This is a genomic window from Diaphorobacter caeni, assembly GCF_015354245.1.
GTDB classification, from domain to species: Bacteria; Pseudomonadota; Gammaproteobacteria; order Burkholderiales; family Burkholderiaceae_C; genus Diaphorobacter_A; species Diaphorobacter_A caeni.
In genome coordinates this window covers 153,240-169,178 of the sequence record NZ_JADKYZ010000002.1, presented here as the reverse complement: position 1 = coordinate 169,178, position 15,939 = coordinate 153,240, and the positions used below count along the sequence as shown (strand labels likewise).

Below are 15,939 nucleotides of genomic sequence, written 5' to 3'. Positions count from 1 at the left end.
ACCGAAAAGTCCAATGGCAGTTTACAGCATGACAGGGTACGCCAGCGCACAGCTGGAGGCTCCAGTGAGCGAAGAGCGACAAAACGCGCCGCATCGCCAACTGGGACTGGAGATCAGATCGGTCAATAGCCGCTTTCTGGACCTTTCTTTCCGCCTGACGGAAGATCTGCGTGCACAGGAGCCCATGCTGCGCAGCCTGCTCACGGCCAAGCTCAAGCGCGGCAAGGTGGAGGTGCGGGCATTCTTCGTCGAGGCCAGCGAAAGCGCCTCGCTGCCTGACCCCACACCGCAGATTCTGCAGCGTCTGAACTCGCTGCAGGACACCGTTCAGGCCTGGTTGCCCAATGCCGCTCCGTTGAGCGTGGCGGACGCGCTGCGCCTGTGCGCGACCGGTTCGGGCTCCGCACAGGACTGGACTGAACCGCTCAAGAAACTGGCCCAGAGCACGCTCAAGGATCTGTCGACCGCGCGCGAACGCGAGGGCGAGCGGCTGGCGGCGACGCTGATCGATCGCGTGAGCCAACTGCGCGTGCTTGCCAAGCAGGCCGTGCCGCTGGTGCCTCAGCTGGTCGAGCAGCAGCGCCAGCGTTTCATGGAGCGCTGGAAGGAGGCCATGGGTCTGGCCGAGGGCAGCGTGGCGCCCGAGATGGCGCAGGACCGCGCGTTGACCGAAGCCACGGCGTTCGCCATCCGCATCGACGTGGCCGAGGAAATCACACGCCTGGATTCGCACCTCGACGAGATCGAGCATCTGCTGAAAAAGGGCGGCGAAGTGGGCAAGCGCCTCGATTTCCTGATCCAGGAACTGCACCGCGAAGCGAACACGCTCGGCTCCAAATCCGCCGCGATGGAATTGACCAAAATCAGCGTCGACATGAAGGTGCTGATTGAGCAGATGCGTGAACAGGTTCAGAACATCGAGTGATAATTCCGTTTTGGAAGCGCGCAAAGTGCTCGAATCTATGGACTATCCAGGTAATTTATTTGTAGTGTCGGCCCCGAGCGGGGCCGGTAAATCCAGCCTCGTGAAGGCGCTGCGCGAGCTCGACTCGCGCGTGCAGCCTTCGGTTTCCCACACGACGCGCGCTCCTCGCGGTCAGGAAAAGCACGGGCGGGAGTATTTCTTCACCTCCGATCAGGAATTTGACGCCATGGTCGCGGCCAATGGCTTCGTCGAATGGGCCAATGTGCACGGGCGCCGCTACGGCACCTCGCGCAAGGCCATCGAGGACCGCGTGGGCAAGGGCGGGGATGTGATCCTCGAGATCGACTTTCAGGGCGCGATGCAGGTCAAGAAGACCTTTGCCAACGCCGTGCTGGTCTTCATCCTGCCGCCGAGCTGGGAAGAGCTGCGCTCGCGCCTCGAGCGCCGTGGAGAGGACGAGCCGGACGTGATCGAGCACCGTCTCGTGAACGCCGCGGAAGAGATGGCGCAAGCATGCAATTTCGACTTCGTTATAATCAATGAAGTTTTTGAACATGCGCTTTTCGATCTGAAAACCATTGTTCACGCGCAGCGTCTGAAGTACGCCGCCCAGCGCAGAGCCCGGGCCGATACTTTCGAATCGCTCCACATTCCCTGAACTGGATCCCCGGAGAATCATATGGCCCGCATCACTGTGGAAGACTGCCTCGAGCAGATCCCCAACCGTTTTCAACTGGTTCTGGCAGCGACCTATCGCGCCCGCATGCTGAGCCAGGGCCACTCGCCCAAGATCGAGAGCCGCAACAAGCCCGCCGTGACCGCGCTGCGTGAAATCGCCGCCGGCAAGGTCGGTCTGGAAATGCTCAAGAAGGTTCCGGGCTGATCTCTGATCGCCTGCGGCCATGCGGGGCAACCCGCGTAGGCCGATGCCTCACATGAAAAATAGCGCCGTCCGACGGCGCTATTTTTTTGCCTGAAATATGCTCGGTCAGAGACACGCAAGGCATGATCTGCTCGGTATGCCGTGAGACTGCCTGTATCTGGCTAAGACAGTGATTAAGATTTTTTCTTTCGGCAAGCCTGTTTTTCGCATCAAAATCAATCATTGATGCGTTGGTGCAACGTCCAAAAGCTTCTCGTTCGCGCGAAGGCTGTTTAATATTTGGCTTGCTGCACTGCAATAACGTCGCTTTCGAGCGGCTTGGCGCAGCAAACGGGCTGGGAACGGGCGGCTCTCCTGAAAGCTGGGAGCCCCTACGCGGCAACGCAAGTTCTGTAGCGCTTTATAGTCATACTCTTTTGCAATCGCTACATTTGGGGCATGAACGCAGTGTCTAACCAGGCAACAGCAACGTCGTCGAACATCAGTCCCCCGGTCAGGGCGCCGGGTGGCTCTGGTGCTGCCGCAGCCAATGCGGCAGCGGCGAGCTTTGCCGCACTGCTGGAGAAACTGGACTATCTGGACGACGCCAGCATCGAGCAGGTGCGTCAGGCGTATCGGTTTGCCGATCAGGCGCATCTCGGCCAGATGCGCAACAGCGGCGAGCCCTACATCACCCATCCGATTGCCGTGGCGGCGCTCTGCGCCAGCTGGAAGCTCGATGCGCAGGCGCTGAGCGCGGCCTTGCTGCACGACGCGATGGAAGATTGCGGCGTGACCAAGTCCGATCTGGTGGATCGCTTCGGCGCGTCGGTGGCCGAGATGGTGGACGGACTCACCAAGCTGGACAAGCTGCAGTTCGACACGCGCGAAGAAAATCAGGCCGAATCGTTTCGCAAGATGCTGCTGGCGATGGCGCGCGACGTGCGCGTCATCCTCATCAAGCTGGCCGACCGCACGCACAACATGCGTACGCTCTCGGACATGCCGCGCTCCAAGTGGCGACGGATTTCCTCCGAAACCATCGAGATCTACGTTCCCATCGCGCACCGTCTGGGGCTGAACCAGACCTATCGCGAGCTGCAGGATCTGGCGTTCCGCCATCTTCATCCATGGCGCTACGCGACGCTCTCCAAGGCGGTCAACAAGGCGCGTGGTCGTCGCCGCGACATGGTCAGCAAGGTGCAGACCGAGATCGACGTCGCGTTCAGCCGCATGGGCATGGGCGTGCGTGTCGCGGGGCGCGAAAAGACCATGTTCTCGATCTACGAGAAGATGACGGAGAAGCACCTGAGCTTCGCCAAGGTGACCGACATCTATGGCTTCCGCGTCATCGTGCCGAGCGTGACCGACTGCTACACGGCGCTCGGCGTTCTGCACCAGATGTACAAGCCGGTGCCGGGCAAGTTCAAGGACCACATCGCGATCGCCAAGGCCAACGGCTACCAGTCACTGCACACGACGCTGGTCGGGCCTGCCGGGGTGAACATCGAGTTTCAGATCCGCACCGAAGAAATGAACATCGTGGCCGAGGCGGGCGTGGCCGCGCATTGGCTCTACAAGGAAGTGGGCGGCGCGGGTGCGTCGTCGGTCGAGCGCATGGGCACCAAGTGGCTGCAGTCGCTGCTCGACATCCAGAACGAGACCCGGGACGCGGCCGAGTTCTGGGATCATGTCCGCGTGGACCTGTTCCCCGACGCCGTCTACGTGTTCACGCCCAAGAGCCAGATCATGGCGCTGCCGCGTGGCGCGACCGTGGTCGACTTCGCCTACGCGGTGCATACCGACGTGGGTGACCACGCGGTCGCGGGCAAGATCAATGGCGAGCAGGTGCCGCTGCGCACCGAACTCAAGAACGGCGACGTGGTGGAAATCATCTCCATGGCCGATTCGCACCCGAATCCCGCTTGGCTTGCCTTCGTGCGCACTGGACGTGCGCGCTCCAAGATCCGTCACTATCTCAAGTCGATGGAGCTGACCGAGTCGGCGAGTCTTGGCGAGAAGCTGCTCACCCAGGCGGTGCGTGCCGAGGGCATGGAAAACCTGCCGGACGAGGATTCGCAGACGTCCATCTGGGACAAGCTTTTGCGCTTCACCGGCAGCCGTACGCGTTCCGAGCTCATGACCGACATTGGCCTCGGCAAGCGCGTGGCCAGCATCGTCGCCAAGCGCATGGCGCTGCTGATGTCCGAAGATGGGCAGCGACCCGATGCGCTGCTGCTGACCCGCGAGCGTTACAGCTCGCACGAAACCATATCGCAGGGCGGCATCACGCTCGACGGAAGCGAGGGCGCTTCGGTGCAGTATGCGCAGTGCTGCCGTCCGGTGCCGGGCGATCCGATCACGGGTTATCTGGGGCGCGGTGAAGGTCTGGTGGTGCACAACGTGCGCTGCGCAACGGCCATGAAGCTGCAGGCGAAGGACGGGGACCGTTTCATCGCCGTGGACTGGGCCGAAGAGCCTTCGCGTCTGTTCGAGACAGGCATCGTCGTCACCGTCACCAACGGCAAGGGCGTGCTCGCGCGGGTGGCTGCGGAGCTGGCCGGTTCGGAAGCCGACATCGTGCGGGTGGAGATGGAGGGTGAGGCGATGGAGGAAACCATCGATCTGCGCTTCCTGATCCAGGTGCGGGATCTTGCTCACCTCGAGGCCGTGCTGCGCAACCTTCGACGCACGCATTCGGTGCTGCGGGTTCTGCGCGAGATTCCTCTGGTTTCCTGATTCCAGGAGAAGTCAAACAAAAATGCCAGCGTTCGAGCTGGCATTTTTTTCGTCGACATGCGGTCCGTGATCTTTCGGTTGCGGGTGCAGTTGTGGTTGCGCTAGTGGCTATGGCTATGGCTTGGGTGGAGCAGGGTAGCGCACCGCGATGATCTCCAGAGTGCGCACCCCGGCTGGCGTCTGCAGGGTCACCTCATCGCCTTCGCGAGCCTTGACGATGGCGCGCGCCACGGGCGATACCCAACTGATCTGCTGCTGCGCATTGTCGGCCTCGTCGATGCCCATGATCGTGACGGTGCGCTCGGTGTCGTCGAGATCGTCTATGTAGGTCACGGTCGCGCCGAAGAACACCTGATCACTTCCCTGATGCAGGGATGCGTCGACCACTTCGGCGATTTCAAGGCGCTTGGTCAGAAAGCGGATGCGGCGATCGATCTCGCGCAGGCGCTTCTTTCCGTAGAGATAGTCCCCATTTTCCGAGCGATCGCCATTGCTCGCGGCCCAGTGCACGATGTCGACGATCTGCGGGCGCTCCACGTCGATCAGATGCATCAGTTCCGCCCGCAGACGCGCGTAGCCTGCGGGGGTGATGTAGTTCTTGCTGCCGGCGGGGATGCCTGCCGGTTGCGGCAGGTCGTCGTCCTCGTCTCCGTCGGTTTCTTTGGTGAAGGCCTTGTTCATGTGCTGATCTTGCCTCAGATCGGCCCCATGTCGGAGGAATCCATTTCTCAGCCTCGGAAAACGAAAAAGCCTCAGAGCGTTTCCACTCTGAGGCTTGTCGTTTTGGTGCGGCTGGCAGGAATCGAACCCACGACCCCTTGGTTCGTAGCCAAGTACTCTATCCAGCTGAGCTACAGCCGCCAAGCTTTGAATTATAGCATGGCTTTTTCAGTGCTTTGGAAAAAATCCCAAATTTCTCAAAAAGCCAGAAGTTCTCTCGTTTGTGGCGCGAACTTCGATGCTCATTCTTGCGTTACCTGCGAGTGTAACCCGAACAGGCGCCTGCATTGGGCAAACCCTGACATTCTCTGAAAAGTCTTTTATCTCTTTCGCTCTGTGATTCGCCGGAGTCGTTCTTTCCGGCCTTGTTCTTGCTGACCTTGATGCTCTGGCTCGAGGTCTGTGCGTCCTTGCTCTTTTTGGCGGCGTGGGCGAGCGTGGCGGTTCCGAAAGCGCTCGCCATGGTGATGGCGAGGCACAGCGAGATGCGAAGCGGGTGTATGGACATGAGTGACTCCTTGTTCCCGGTGTATGGACGGGCTTGTCATCTTTGAGTCATCGCCCGCTTGCGTGGATGAGCCAGGTCAGCGGTCGGCGCTTTGGTCTGTGCGCAGGTTGTAAAAGGGGTGAAAACCGCTCTCGGTTATAATCGTCGGGTTTTGCATGGTGCAGAACGCACGCTTCTGACCCTTCCAGCCAGTGGCGCAAGTAATCAAGGGATTTTGGTGCTTCAGTTTTGATAGCTCCCTGGATCCTGTCTCAAGGAAAAAATCATGATCGCATCTTCCATCAAGGCAGAAGTCGTAAAGGCTAACGCTCGTTCCGCTTCCGATACTGGCAGCCCAGAAGTGCAAGTGGCACTGCTGACCGCCCGCATCAACGAGCTGACTCCTCACTTCAAGCAACACGCCAAGGACCACCACGGTCGTCGCGGCCTGCTGCGCATGGTGAGCCGTCGTCGCAAGCTCCTGGACTACCTCAAGTCCAAGGACGCGGAGCGTTACACCGCGCTGATCGCCAAGCTGGGCCTGCGCAAGTAATCGTACCGGCATGAGAAAACGCCTGGGTTAGCACGCTAGCTCAGGCGTTTTTTACTTCGGAGAAGCAATAAAGAGCGAAGCTGTGTCATTCCAATGACCCTGCCGAAGGGCGAGCGGGGCAGGTTCACTGGAATGGCATCGTGTTCCGAATTGCTCTCCACCCATCACGGAAACAGCCGTTTCCGTCACCAACAACAATGAATGGAGTTCATTACATGACCATGTTCAACAAAGTGACCAAGAGCTTCCAGTGGGGCGACAAGACCGTCGTCATGGAAACCGGTGAAATCGCGCGTCAGGCTTCCGGCGCCGTGCTCGTCAACATCGATGACACCGTGGTGCTCGCCACCGTCGTCGGTTCCAAGAATGCCAAGGCCGGCCAGGATTTCTTCCCGCTGACCGTGGACTACATCGAGAAGACATACGCCGCAGGAAAGATCCCCGGCAGCTTCTTCAAGCGTGAAGCCAAGCCCAGCGAACTTGAAACCCTGACCAGCCGCCTGATCGACCGCCCGATCCGTCCGCTGTTCCCCGAAGGTTTCTACAACGAAGTGCACGTGGTCATCCACACCATTTCGCTGAACCCTGAAGTTGATGCCGACATCGCCGCGATGATCGCCGTGTCCGCAGCTCTGTCGATCTCCGGCATTCCGTTCAACGGCCCGATCGGTGCGGCCCGCGTGGGTTACATCAACGGTGAATACGTTCTGAATCCCGGTCAGACCGAGCGCAAGAATTCGCAGATGGATCTCGTCGTCGCCGGCACTGAAGCGGCCGTGCTGATGGTCGAGTCCGAAGCGCAGCAACTGCCCGAAGAAGTGATGCTGGGCGCCGTGGTGTTCGGTCACGAACAGGGCAAGATCGCCATCAACGCGATTCACGAACTGGTGCGCGACGCTGGCAAGCCCGTGTGGGATTGGCAAGCTCCCGCCAAGGACGAAGCCTTCATCGCCAAGGTTTCGCAACTGGCTGAAGAAAAGCTGCGCGCCGCCTACCAGATCCGCAGCAAGCAGGCCCGTACGCAAGCTCTGCGTGAAGCATCGGCTTCGGTGCTGGCTTCGCTCAAGGCTGAAGGCGTTGAGTTTGATTCGGTGAAGGTTGAAGGACTGCTGTTCGACATCGAAGCCAAGATCGTTCGCAGCCAGATTCTGGCCGGCGAGCCACGTATCGACGGTCGCGACACACGCACCGTGCGCCCCATCGAAATCCGCAACTCCGTGCTGCCACGCACCCACGGCTCCGCGCTGTTCACACGCGGTGAAACCCAGGCTCTGGTGATCTCCACTCTGGGCACCGAGCGCGACGCGCAGCGCATCGATGCGCTGGCCGGTGAGTTCGAAGACCGCTTCATTTTCCACTACAACATGCCTCCCTTTGCCACCGGCGAAGTGGGCCGCATGGGTTCGACCAAGCGCCGCGAAATCGGTCATGGTCGTCTGGCCAAGCGCGCGCTGGTTGCCGTGCTGCCGACCAAGGAAGAGTTCCCCTACACGATCCGTGTGGTGTCTGAAATCACCGAATCGAACGGTTCTTCGTCGATGGCTTCGGTCTGCGGCGGCTGCCTGTCGATGATGGACGCTGGTGTTCCGATGAAGGCGCACGTGGCTGGTATCGCCATGGGCCTGATCAAGGAAGACAACCGCTTCGCCGTGCTGACCGACATTCTGGGTGACGAAGATCACCTGGGTGACATGGACTTCAAGGTGGCCGGTACCACCAACGGCATCACTGCGCTGCAGATGGACATCAAGATCCAGGGTATCACCAAGGAAATCATGCAGGTCGCTCTGGCTCAGGCCAAGGAAGCGCGCATGCACATTCTGGGCAAGATGCAGGACGCCATGGGCGAGGCAAAGACCGAAGTCTCGAGCTTCGCTCCCAAGCTCTACACGATGAAGATCAACCCCGAGAAGATCCGTGACGTGATCGGCAAGGGCGGCGCGACGATCCGTGCGCTGACCGAAGAAACCGGCACGCAGATCAACATCGAGGAAGATGGCACCATCACCATCGCCGCAACCGACGGTGCAAAGGCTGACGAAGCCAAGCGCCGCATCGAAGAGATCACCGCCGAAGTCGAAATCGGCAAGATCTACGAAGGTCCGATCACCAAGATTCTGGACTTCGGCGCGTTGATCAATCTGCTGCCAGGCAAGGATGGTCTGCTGCACATCTCCCAGATCGCTCACGAGCGCGTGGAGAAGGTATCCGACTATCTGAAGGAAGGCCAGATCGTCAAGGTCAAGGTTCTGGAAACCGACGAAAAGGGCCGCGTCAAGCTGTCCATGAAGGCGCTGCTGGATCGTCCTGCCGGCGACAGCGGCCGTCCCGCTCCGCAAGAGCGTGGTGACCGGGGTGATCGCGGTGACCGTGGCGGCGAACGCCGCGAGCGTCGCGATGACCGTGGCGAGCGTCGTGAGAACCGCGACGACCAACAACAGCAACAGCAGCAATAAACGCTGAAGGGCTGGATGCCGCAAGCCAGAAATGGCTTGCGGCAGTTTCGTTTTTGAATTGATGGGCCTGTCTTGATTCCGCGTGGAATGGATGGGCTCAGCAACTCGGATGACTCAGGATGACGACGAACATGCGCGCCGTGGAAATCACGGCATTTGGTCCGCCCGAGGGCCTGAAGTTGAGTGAGCGCCCCATGCCGAATGCGGGCAAGGGCGAGTTGTTGATTCGTGTGCTGGCCAGCGGTGTCAACCGCCCGGACGTGATTCAGCGCAAAGGGCACTATGCTCCGCCGCCCGGAGCCTCCGACATTCCGGGGCTTGAGGTCGCTGGCGTGGTGGAATCGGGCGACGCCGACGCGATGGCGAAGGCGGGCATCCGCGTGGGTGACCGCGTGTGCGCTCTGGTGGCCGGCGGCGGCTATGCCGAGTGGTGCGTGGCGCCGGTCGAGCAGTGCCTGCCCGCGCCTGCGGGACTGAGTGACGTTGAAGCGGCGTCATTGCCCGAGACCTTCTTCACGGTCTGGAGCAATGTGTTTGACCGTGGCCAGCTGAAGGCGGGCGAGACCCTGCTCATTCAGGGTGGCAGCAGCGGTATCGGCGTGACGGCGATTCAACTGGCCAAGGCCTTCGGCGCCACGGTCATCGTGACGGCCGGCAGCGACGACAAGTGCGCGAACTGCCTGTCGCTCGGTGCGGATCACGCGATCAACTACAAGACGCAGGACTTCGTCGCCGAGGTCAAGCGCATCACGGATGGCAAGGGTGCCGATGTGGTGCTCGACATGGTGGCGGGCGACTATGTCGCGCGCGAGGTCGAGTGCGTCGCCGAAGATGGCCGTATCGTCATCATCGCGGTGCAGGGCGGCGTGAAATCGGAATTCAACGCGGGGCTTGTGCTGCGTCGTCGCATCACGATCACCGGTTCGACGCTGCGTCCTCGTCCCGTGGCGTTCAAGGCGGCGATTGCGCAGGCGCTCTGCGAGCGAGTCTGGCCACTGCTTGAATCCGGCAAGGTGCGACCCATCATTCACAGCGTGTTCCCGGCGGCGGAGGCGGCGCGGGCCCACGAACTGATGGAATCCAATCAACATACAGGCAAGATCATTCTGACTTGGGGCACATGAACAACAAGAAACTCATCGCCGGAAACTGGAAGATGAATGGCAGTCTGGCTGCCAATGCCGCGCTGCTGAGCGCGCTGCGCGAAGGTGTCGGTGCGCGTGCGCGCTGCGACATCGCCGTCGCCGTGCCTGCTCCCTATCTTGCGCAGGTGCAGCAACTGGTCGCCAATTCGCCCATCGCGCTGGCGGCGCAGGATCTGTCGGCGCACGAATCGGGTGCCTACACTGGCGAGATGTCGGCGGGCATGCTCAAGGAGTTCGGTGCGCGTTACGTGCTGGTCGGGCATTCGGAGCGTCGCCAGTACCACGGTGAAACCGACGCCATCGTCGGTGCCAAGGCGCAGCGCGCACTGTCGGCCGGCATCACGCCGATCGTCTGCGTGGGCGAGACGCTTGCGGAGCGCGAAGAGGGCAAGACCGAGGCTGTGGTCAAGCGCCAGCTGGCTGCCGCGATCCATTCGGTGAGCCATTGCGTGAGCGAAATCATCGTGGCGTATGAACCGGTATGGGCCATCGGCACGGGCAAGACGGCATCGCCCGAGCAGGCGCAGCAGGTGCACGCCGTGCTGCGTGCCCAGTTGGCCGCGGCATCGCAGAAGGCCGCTGGCATCAAGCTGCTTTACGGCGGCAGCATGAACGCGGCCAACGCGGCGGAGCTGCTTGCGCAGCCCGACATTGATGGCGGGCTGGTGGGGGGCGCGTCGCTCAAGGCGGCCGATTTCCTGCAAATCATTTCTGCGGCCCAGTGATCAACGCTGGTGGCAGCAACGGTACGAGCAATTTAGGAGTTTGAACATGGGTATGGTTGTCAACATTATTCTGGCGGTGCAGATCCTGTCCGCCCTCGGCATGATCGGTCTGATCCTGGTGCAGCACGGCAAGGGTGCAGACATGGGCGCGGCATTCGGCAGCGGCAGCTCGGGCAGTCTGTTCGGGGCATCGGGCAGCGCCAACTTCCTGTCGCGCACCACGGCCGCTCTGGCGACGGTGTTTTTCGTGACGACGCTGGCGCTGGCCTACTTTGGCAATGCGCGTCCCGCGAGCACCGGCAGCGTGCTTGAAGGCCCTGCGGCATCGATTCCTGCCGCGGCCCCTGCTGGCGATGCATCCGCAGCCGCTTCCGACGTGGCGGTTCCCGCTGCCGTGCCTGCATCTGGCGCTGCGGAAATTCCTAAAAACTAAAAAGCTGAGAAATATTTCCGTTCTTTGGTTGTGACAGGGTTTTTCCGGGGTAGAATTTCGTTCTGTCTGGAAAGCCAAACAAATCTGCGAAGCAGGTTCCTCATGCCATCCGGACACAGTCAAAAGCCGTCGTGGTGAAATTGGTAGACACGCTATCTTGAGGGGGTAGTGGCGAAAGCTGTGCGAGTTCGAGTCTCGCCGACGGCACCAATACACAAAGACCAATCCCAGGCTTGTTCGAGCAAGCAACAAGCCTGGGTTCTGGCCTTCTGCGGTGAGCGCCTCCGATGAACCTCGATCAATACCTCCCCGTCCTCCTGTTCATCCTGGTGGGGATCGGCGTAGGCGTCGTACCTCTGCTTTTGGGGTACATTCTGGGCCCCAATCGCCCGGACGCGGCAAAAAACTCCCCTTACGAATGCGGCTTTGAGGCATTTGATGACGCTCGAATGAAGTTCGATGTGCGTTACTACCTCGTTGCCATTCTCTTCATCCTGTTCGATCTGGAAATCGCCTTCCTCTTCCCGTGGGCGGTGACTCTGCAAGACGTCGGCATGACAGGATTTGTGGCAGTGCTGGTCTTCCTGGCCATTCTGGTCGTGGGCTTCGCCTACGAGTGGAAAAAGGGCGCCCTGGACTGGGAATAACCGCTCGCAACAAGGACAAACGCGATGATTGAAGGTGTGATGAGCAAGGGCTTCGTCACCACGAGCTACGACTCGGTGGTGAACTGGGCCAAGACCGGATCGATTTGGCCCATGACCTTCGGTCTGGCCTGTTGTGCGGTGGAGATGATGCATGCGGCCGCCGCGCGTTACGACATCGGCCGCTTCGGCGCCGAAGTGTTCCGCGCCAGCCCACGCCACTCCGATCTGATGATCGTGGCCGGCACGCTGTGCAACAAGATGGCTCCCGCCATGCGCAAGGTGTACGACCAGATGTCCGAGCCCCGCTGGGTGATCTCCATGGGGTCGTGCGCCAATGGCGGCGGCTACTACCACTACAGTTACTCCGTGGTGCGCGGCTGCGACCGCATCGTGCCGGTGGACGTCTATGTGCCCGGCTGCCCTCCGACGGCCGAAGCGCTGATCTACGGCATCATCCAGTTGCAGCAGAAGATTCGCCGCACCCACACCATTGCTCGTGTCTGAAGAGGTGAACATGACTGTCAATGCAATTCACCCTGAAGTCCTGAAAAGCAATCTGGCTGCAGTGCTGGGCGACAAAGCTCGCTCGGTGACGGTGGCGCTCGACGAAGTGACGATCGAAGTGTCCCCGGCCCACTATGTGGATGCGATGCGTCTGCTGCACGATGCGCCGGGCTGCAAGTTCGAGGTCCTGCTGGATCTGTGTGGCGTCGACTATTCCGACTATGCCGGTGTTGGCACGGATGGCCCGCGCTTCGCCGCAGTGTCGCACCTGCTCTCGATCAGCCTGAACCAGCGCGTGCGCGTGCGTGTGTTCTGCGCCGACGACGACTTTCCCGTGCTGCCCACGCTGTCCGAGATCTGGAGCGCTGCCAACTGGTTCGAGCGCGAGGCGTTCGACCTGTATGGCATCGTGTTCGATGGCCACGACGATCTGCGCCGCATTCTCACGGACTACGGCTTCATCGGTCACCCGTTCCGCAAGGACTTCCCGCTCTCCGGTCATGTCGAAATGCGTTACGACGCCGAGGCTGCCCGTGTCGTGTACCAGCCGGTCACCATCGAGCCCCGCGAGATCACGCCGCGCATCATCCGGGAAGACAAATACGGAGGCCTGCACTGAGAGGCGCCTATGGCGCCTTTTTGACGGAAGAACATGGCTGAAATCAAGAACTATTCCCTGAACTTTGGTCCGCAGCACCCGGCAGCGCACGGTGTGCTGCGTCTGGTGCTGGAGCTGGACGGCGAAGTCGTCCAGCGTGCCGACCCCCACATCGGCCTGCTGCACCGCGCAACCGAGAAGCTCGCCGAGAGCAAGACCTACATCCAGTCGCTGCCCTACATGGACCGACTGGATTACTGCTCGATGATGTGCAATGAGCATGCCTACTGCCTCGCGATTGAGAAGCTGCTCGGCATCGAGGTGCCGATCCGCGCGCAGTACATCCGCGTGATGTATTCCGAAATCACCCGCATCATGAATCACCTGATGTGGCTGGGTTCCTCGGGCAACGACGCGGGCAGTTCCACCATCCTGATCTACTCGTTCCGCGAACGTGAAGACCTGATGGACATGTACGAGGCCGTCTCTGGCGCGCGCATGCACGCCGCTTACTTCCGTCCGGGCGGTGTCTACCGCGATCTGCCGGAATCGATGCCGCAGTACAAGGCGAGCAAGATCCGCAACGCCCGCGCCATCGAGGAAATCAACAAGAACCGTCAGGGCACGCTGCTCGACTTCATCGACGATTTCACGGCCCGCTTCCCCAAGAATTGCGACGAGTACGAAACACTGCTCACCGACAACCGCATCTGGAAGCAGCGCAACGTGGACATCGGCGTGGTGACCGCAGAGCGCGCGATGAACCTCGGCCTGACCGGCCCGATGCTGCGTGCATCCGGCGTGGCCTGGGACATGCGAAAGACGCAGCCCTACGAAGTCTATGACCGCATGGACTTCGACGTGCCGGTGGGCACCAAGGGCGACTGCTACGACCGCTATCTCGTGCGCGTGGCCGAAATGCGCGAGTCCAACCGCATCATCAAGCAGTGCGTGGACTGGCTCAAGGCCAACCCCGGCCCGGTCATCACCGACAACAACAAGATCGCACCGCCGGACCGTGAAGGCATGAAGAGCAACATGGAGGATCTGATCCACCATTTCAAGCTCTTCACCGAAGGCTTCCACGTGCCGGAAGGCGAAGCCTACGCATCCGTCGAACACCCCAAGGGCGAGTTCGGCATTTACCTGATCAGCGATGGTGCGAACAAGCCTTATCGCCTGAAGATCCGTCCACCAGGATTCGCACATCTGTCCGCCATGGACGAACTGTGCCGCGGCCACATGCTGGCCGATGCTGTGATGGTGCTGAGCACCCTGGACATCGTGTTTGGAGACGTTGACCGATGATTACCGAAGCGACCAAAGAACGCTTTGCGCGTGAGGTGGCCAAGTACCCGGCTGACCAGAAGCAGTCCGCCGTCATGGCGTGCCTGTCCATCGTCCAGCAGGAACAGGGCTGGGTGAGTGCCGAGAGCGAGGCGGTGATCGCCGAAGTGCTGGGCATGCCAGAGATCGCGGTGCACGAAGTCACCACGTTCTACAACATGTACAACCAGCAGCCCGTCGGCAAGTACAAGCTCAACGTGTGCACCAACCTGCCATGCCAGCTGCGCGACGGCTACAAGGCGCTGCACCACCTCGAGCACAGGCTCGGCGTGAAGATGGGCGAGACCACGGCCGATGGCATGTTCACGCTGCAGCAGTCGGAATGTCTCGGCGCCTGCGCCGATTCGCCCGTGATGCTGGTGAATGACCGCCACATGTGCAGCTTCATGAGCAACGAAAAACTCGACGAGTTGATCGCTGACCTGAAGGCCGCGGAGGGCAAGGCATGATGAACGCAGCAGCCAATGCGGTTCTGGACAAGTTCGCATCCACGGGTGTCGAGACCTGCTTCCACGACCGTCACATCAATCCGCAGATCTACGCAGGTCTGAACGGCAGCAACTGGTCCATCAAGGACTACGAGGCACGCGGCGGCTACGTCGCGCTGCGCAAGCTCCTCGGCAAGGACGGCGGCGAAGGTCTGACGCAGGACCAGGTGATCGCCACCATGAAGGAAAGCGGTTTGCGTGGCCGTGGCGGCGCAGGCTTCCCCACGGGTCTGAAGTGGAGCTTCATGCCCCGCCAGTTCCCCGGCCAGAAGCACCTCGTCTGCAACTCGGACGAGGGCGAGCCCGGTACCTGCAAGGACCGCGACATCCTGATGTTCAACCCCCACATCGTCATCGAAGGCATGATCATTGCCGCGTATGCGATGGGCATCACGGTGGGCTACAACTACATCCACGGCGAAATTTTCCAAGTGTATGACCGCTTCGAAGCGGCTCTGGAAGAAGCCCGTGCGGCCGGATTCCTCGGCGACAACATCATGGGCAGCAGCTTCAGCTTCCAGCTGCATGCCGCCCACGGTTTCGGCGCCTACATCTGCGGCGAAGAAACCGCGCTGCTGGAATCGCTTGAAGGCAAGAAGGGCCAACCGCGCTTCAAGCCACCGTTCCCGGCCAGCTTCGGTCTGTACGGCAAGCCGACGACCATCAACAACACGGAAACGTTCGCGGCCGTGCCCTGGATCATCCGCAACGGTGGCCAGGCCTACCTCGAATGCGGCAAGCCCAACAACGGCGGCACCAAGATCTTCTCGGTGAGCGGTGACGTGAACAACCCCGGCAACTTCGAAGTGCCGATGGGTACGCCATTCAGCACCTTGCTGGAGCTCGCGGGCGGTGTGCGCACCGGCCGCAAGCTCAAGGCCGTGATCCCCGGTGGATCCTCGTCGCCGGTGCTGCCCGCCGACATCATGATGCAATGCACGATGGACTACGACTCCATCTCCAAGGCCGGCTCGATGCTGGGCTCGGGCGCCGTGATCGTGATGGACGACTCGCGCGACATGGTCGAGAGCCTGCTGCGTCTGTCGTACTTCTATTCCCACGAATCGTGCGGACAGTGCACCCCCTGCCGCGAAGGCACGGGCTGGCTGTGGCGCGTGGTCAACCGCATTCAGCACGGCGAAGGCCGTCCGGAAGATATCGAATTGCTGGATTCGGTGTCACTGAACATCATGGGCCGCACGATCTGTGCGCTCGGCGATGCGGCAGCGATGCCGGTGCGCGCCATGATCAAGCACTTCCGTCACGAGTTTGAAGCGAAGATCCAGAACGCTTCCAAGCAGGCTGCATAA

The 15,939-nt window shown here is 60.9% G+C and carries 16 protein-coding genes and 2 tRNA genes; 16 read left to right on the top strand and 2 right to left on the bottom strand.

The genetic code is table 11. From position 1 onward, the window contains the following. Nucleotides 1–28: 28 nt before the first annotated feature. The 4 genes from ISG32_RS04635 (at nt 29) to ISG32_RS04620 (ending at nt 4,526) form a co-directional block, all read left to right on the top strand. Nucleotides 29–925 (top strand): YicC/YloC family endoribonuclease, encoded by an 897-nt coding sequence (locus ISG32_RS04635; protein ID WP_323745891.1) that lies wholly within the window; start codon nt 29–31, stop codon nt 923–925. A 37-nt stretch (nt 926–962) separates the two neighbouring features. Continuing rightward, nucleotides 963–1,583 (top strand): guanylate kinase, encoded by a 621-nt coding sequence (gmk, locus tag ISG32_RS04630; protein ID WP_194770419.1) that lies wholly within the window; start codon nt 963–965, stop codon nt 1,581–1,583. A 21-nt stretch (nt 1,584–1,604) separates the two neighbouring features. Continuing rightward, nucleotides 1,605–1,808 carry a DNA-directed RNA polymerase subunit omega gene (gene rpoZ, locus ISG32_RS04625; RefSeq protein WP_166067109.1) on the top strand — a complete coding sequence of 68 codons (204 nt, stop codon included), beginning with the start codon at nt 1,605–1,607 and terminating at the stop codon, nt 1,806–1,808. A gap of 438 nt (nt 1,809–2,246) precedes the next feature. Continuing rightward, the gene (locus ISG32_RS04620) at nt 2,247–4,526 is read left to right on the top strand and encodes a RelA/SpoT family protein (RefSeq protein ID WP_194769873.1); all 2,280 of its coding nucleotides are present in this window, start codon (nt 2,247–2,249) and stop codon (nt 4,524–4,526) included. A gap of 114 nt (nt 4,527–4,640) precedes the next feature. Here the strand turns inward: ISG32_RS04620 and greB are convergent, their stop codons facing one another. Beyond that, a complete protein-coding gene (gene greB, locus ISG32_RS04615) occupies nt 4,641–5,207 on the bottom strand; it encodes a transcription elongation factor GreB (RefSeq protein ID WP_194769872.1) in 567 nt (188 codons plus the stop codon). A 103-nt stretch (nt 5,208–5,310) separates the two neighbouring features. Continuing rightward, nucleotides 5,311–5,387 (bottom strand) — tRNA-Arg (locus ISG32_RS04610). Nucleotides 5,388–6,019: 632 nt separating this feature from the next. Between ISG32_RS04610 and rpsO the strand changes: the two genes are divergently transcribed. The 12 genes from rpsO (at nt 6,020) to nuoF (ending at nt 15,939) form a co-directional block, all read left to right on the top strand. Beyond that, the gene (gene rpsO / locus ISG32_RS04605; RefSeq protein ID WP_194769871.1) at nt 6,020–6,286 is read left to right on the top strand and encodes a 30S ribosomal protein S15; all 267 of its coding nucleotides are present in this window, start codon (nt 6,020–6,022) and stop codon (nt 6,284–6,286) included. A gap of 215 nt (nt 6,287–6,501) precedes the next feature. Further along, nucleotides 6,502–8,742: a polyribonucleotide nucleotidyltransferase gene (gene pnp, locus ISG32_RS04600; RefSeq protein ID WP_194769870.1), complete on the top strand. Its 2,241-nt coding sequence runs from the start codon at nt 6,502–6,504 to the stop codon at nt 8,740–8,742. Nucleotides 8,743–8,861: 119 nt separating this feature from the next. Next, complete coding sequence (locus ISG32_RS04595; RefSeq protein ID WP_228529603.1) at nt 8,862–9,866, top strand: NAD(P)H-quinone oxidoreductase; 1,005 nt, start codon at nt 8,862–8,864, stop codon at nt 9,864–9,866. Further along, complete coding sequence (gene tpiA, locus ISG32_RS04590; protein ID WP_194769869.1) at nt 9,863–10,612, top strand: triose-phosphate isomerase; 750 nt, start codon at nt 9,863–9,865, stop codon at nt 10,610–10,612. The genes ISG32_RS04595 and tpiA overlap by 4 nt, the downstream gene beginning before the upstream one ends. Nucleotides 10,613–10,658: 46 nt before the next feature. Beyond that, a complete protein-coding gene (gene secG, locus ISG32_RS04585; protein WP_194769868.1) occupies nt 10,659–11,045 on the top strand; it encodes a preprotein translocase subunit SecG in 387 nt (128 codons plus the stop codon). A gap of 125 nt (nt 11,046–11,170) precedes the next feature. Continuing rightward, nucleotides 11,171–11,255, top strand: a tRNA-Leu gene (locus ISG32_RS04580). Between the two features lie 77 nt (nt 11,256–11,332). Then, nucleotides 11,333–11,692, top strand: coding sequence for an NADH-quinone oxidoreductase subunit A (locus tag ISG32_RS04575; protein WP_194769867.1), 360 nt, complete (start codon nt 11,333–11,335; stop codon nt 11,690–11,692). A gap of 24 nt (nt 11,693–11,716) precedes the next feature. Beyond that, complete coding sequence (locus ISG32_RS04570; protein ID WP_166067101.1) at nt 11,717–12,196, top strand: NuoB/complex I 20 kDa subunit family protein; 480 nt, start codon at nt 11,717–11,719, stop codon at nt 12,194–12,196. Between the two features lie 10 nt (nt 12,197–12,206). Beyond that, nucleotides 12,207–12,815, top strand: coding sequence for an NADH-quinone oxidoreductase subunit C (locus ISG32_RS04565; protein WP_194769866.1), 609 nt, complete (start codon nt 12,207–12,209; stop codon nt 12,813–12,815). 33 nt (nt 12,816–12,848) lie between these two features. Next, nucleotides 12,849–14,102 carry an NADH-quinone oxidoreductase subunit D gene (locus tag ISG32_RS04560; protein WP_194769865.1) on the top strand — a complete coding sequence of 418 codons (1,254 nt, stop codon included), beginning with the start codon at nt 12,849–12,851 and terminating at the stop codon, nt 14,100–14,102. After that, a complete protein-coding gene (gene nuoE / locus ISG32_RS04555) occupies nt 14,099–14,590 on the top strand; it encodes an NADH-quinone oxidoreductase subunit NuoE (protein ID WP_194769864.1) in 492 nt (163 codons plus the stop codon). The genes ISG32_RS04560 and nuoE overlap by 4 nt, the downstream gene beginning before the upstream one ends. Beyond that, a complete protein-coding gene (gene nuoF, locus ISG32_RS04550; RefSeq protein WP_194770417.1) occupies nt 14,590–15,939 on the top strand; it encodes an NADH-quinone oxidoreductase subunit NuoF in 1,350 nt (449 codons plus the stop codon). The genes nuoE and nuoF overlap by 1 nt, the downstream gene beginning before the upstream one ends.

Bases quoted from the DNA above. Each gene is read 5' to 3' on its own strand.
- tpiA (WP_194769869.1), top strand. From the start codon at position 9,863: ATGAACAACAAGAAACTCATCGCCGGAAACTGGAAGATGAATGGCAGT.
- rpoZ (WP_166067109.1), top strand. From the start codon at position 1,605: ATGGCCCGCATCACTGTGGAAGACTGCCTCGAGCAGATCCCCAACCGT.
- gmk (WP_194770419.1), top strand. From the start codon at position 963: ATGGACTATCCAGGTAATTTATTTGTAGTGTCGGCCCCGAGCGGGGCC.
- ISG32_RS04635 (WP_323745891.1), top strand. From the start codon at position 29: ATGACAGGGTACGCCAGCGCACAGCTGGAGGCTCCAGTGAGCGAAGAG.
- nuoF (WP_194770417.1), top strand. From the start codon at position 14,590: ATGAACGCAGCAGCCAATGCGGTTCTGGACAAGTTCGCATCCACGGGT.
- ISG32_RS04570 (WP_166067101.1), top strand. From the start codon at position 11,717: ATGATTGAAGGTGTGATGAGCAAGGGCTTCGTCACCACGAGCTACGAC.
- ISG32_RS04620 (WP_194769873.1), top strand. From the start codon at position 2,247: ATGAACGCAGTGTCTAACCAGGCAACAGCAACGTCGTCGAACATCAGT.
- greB (WP_194769872.1), bottom strand. From the start codon at position 5,207: ATGAACAAGGCCTTCACCAAAGAAACCGACGGAGACGAGGACGACGAC.
- ISG32_RS04565 (WP_194769866.1), top strand. From the start codon at position 12,207: ATGACTGTCAATGCAATTCACCCTGAAGTCCTGAAAAGCAATCTGGCT.
- rpsO (WP_194769871.1), top strand. From the start codon at position 6,020: ATGATCGCATCTTCCATCAAGGCAGAAGTCGTAAAGGCTAACGCTCGT.
- pnp (WP_194769870.1), top strand. From the start codon at position 6,502: ATGACCATGTTCAACAAAGTGACCAAGAGCTTCCAGTGGGGCGACAAG.
- ISG32_RS04575 (WP_194769867.1), top strand. From the start codon at position 11,333: ATGAACCTCGATCAATACCTCCCCGTCCTCCTGTTCATCCTGGTGGGG.
- nuoE (WP_194769864.1), top strand. From the start codon at position 14,099: ATGATTACCGAAGCGACCAAAGAACGCTTTGCGCGTGAGGTGGCCAAG.
- ISG32_RS04560 (WP_194769865.1), top strand. From the start codon at position 12,849: ATGGCTGAAATCAAGAACTATTCCCTGAACTTTGGTCCGCAGCACCCG.
- secG (WP_194769868.1), top strand. From the start codon at position 10,659: ATGGGTATGGTTGTCAACATTATTCTGGCGGTGCAGATCCTGTCCGCC.
- ISG32_RS04595 (WP_228529603.1), top strand. From the start codon at position 8,862: ATGACGACGAACATGCGCGCCGTGGAAATCACGGCATTTGGTCCGCCC.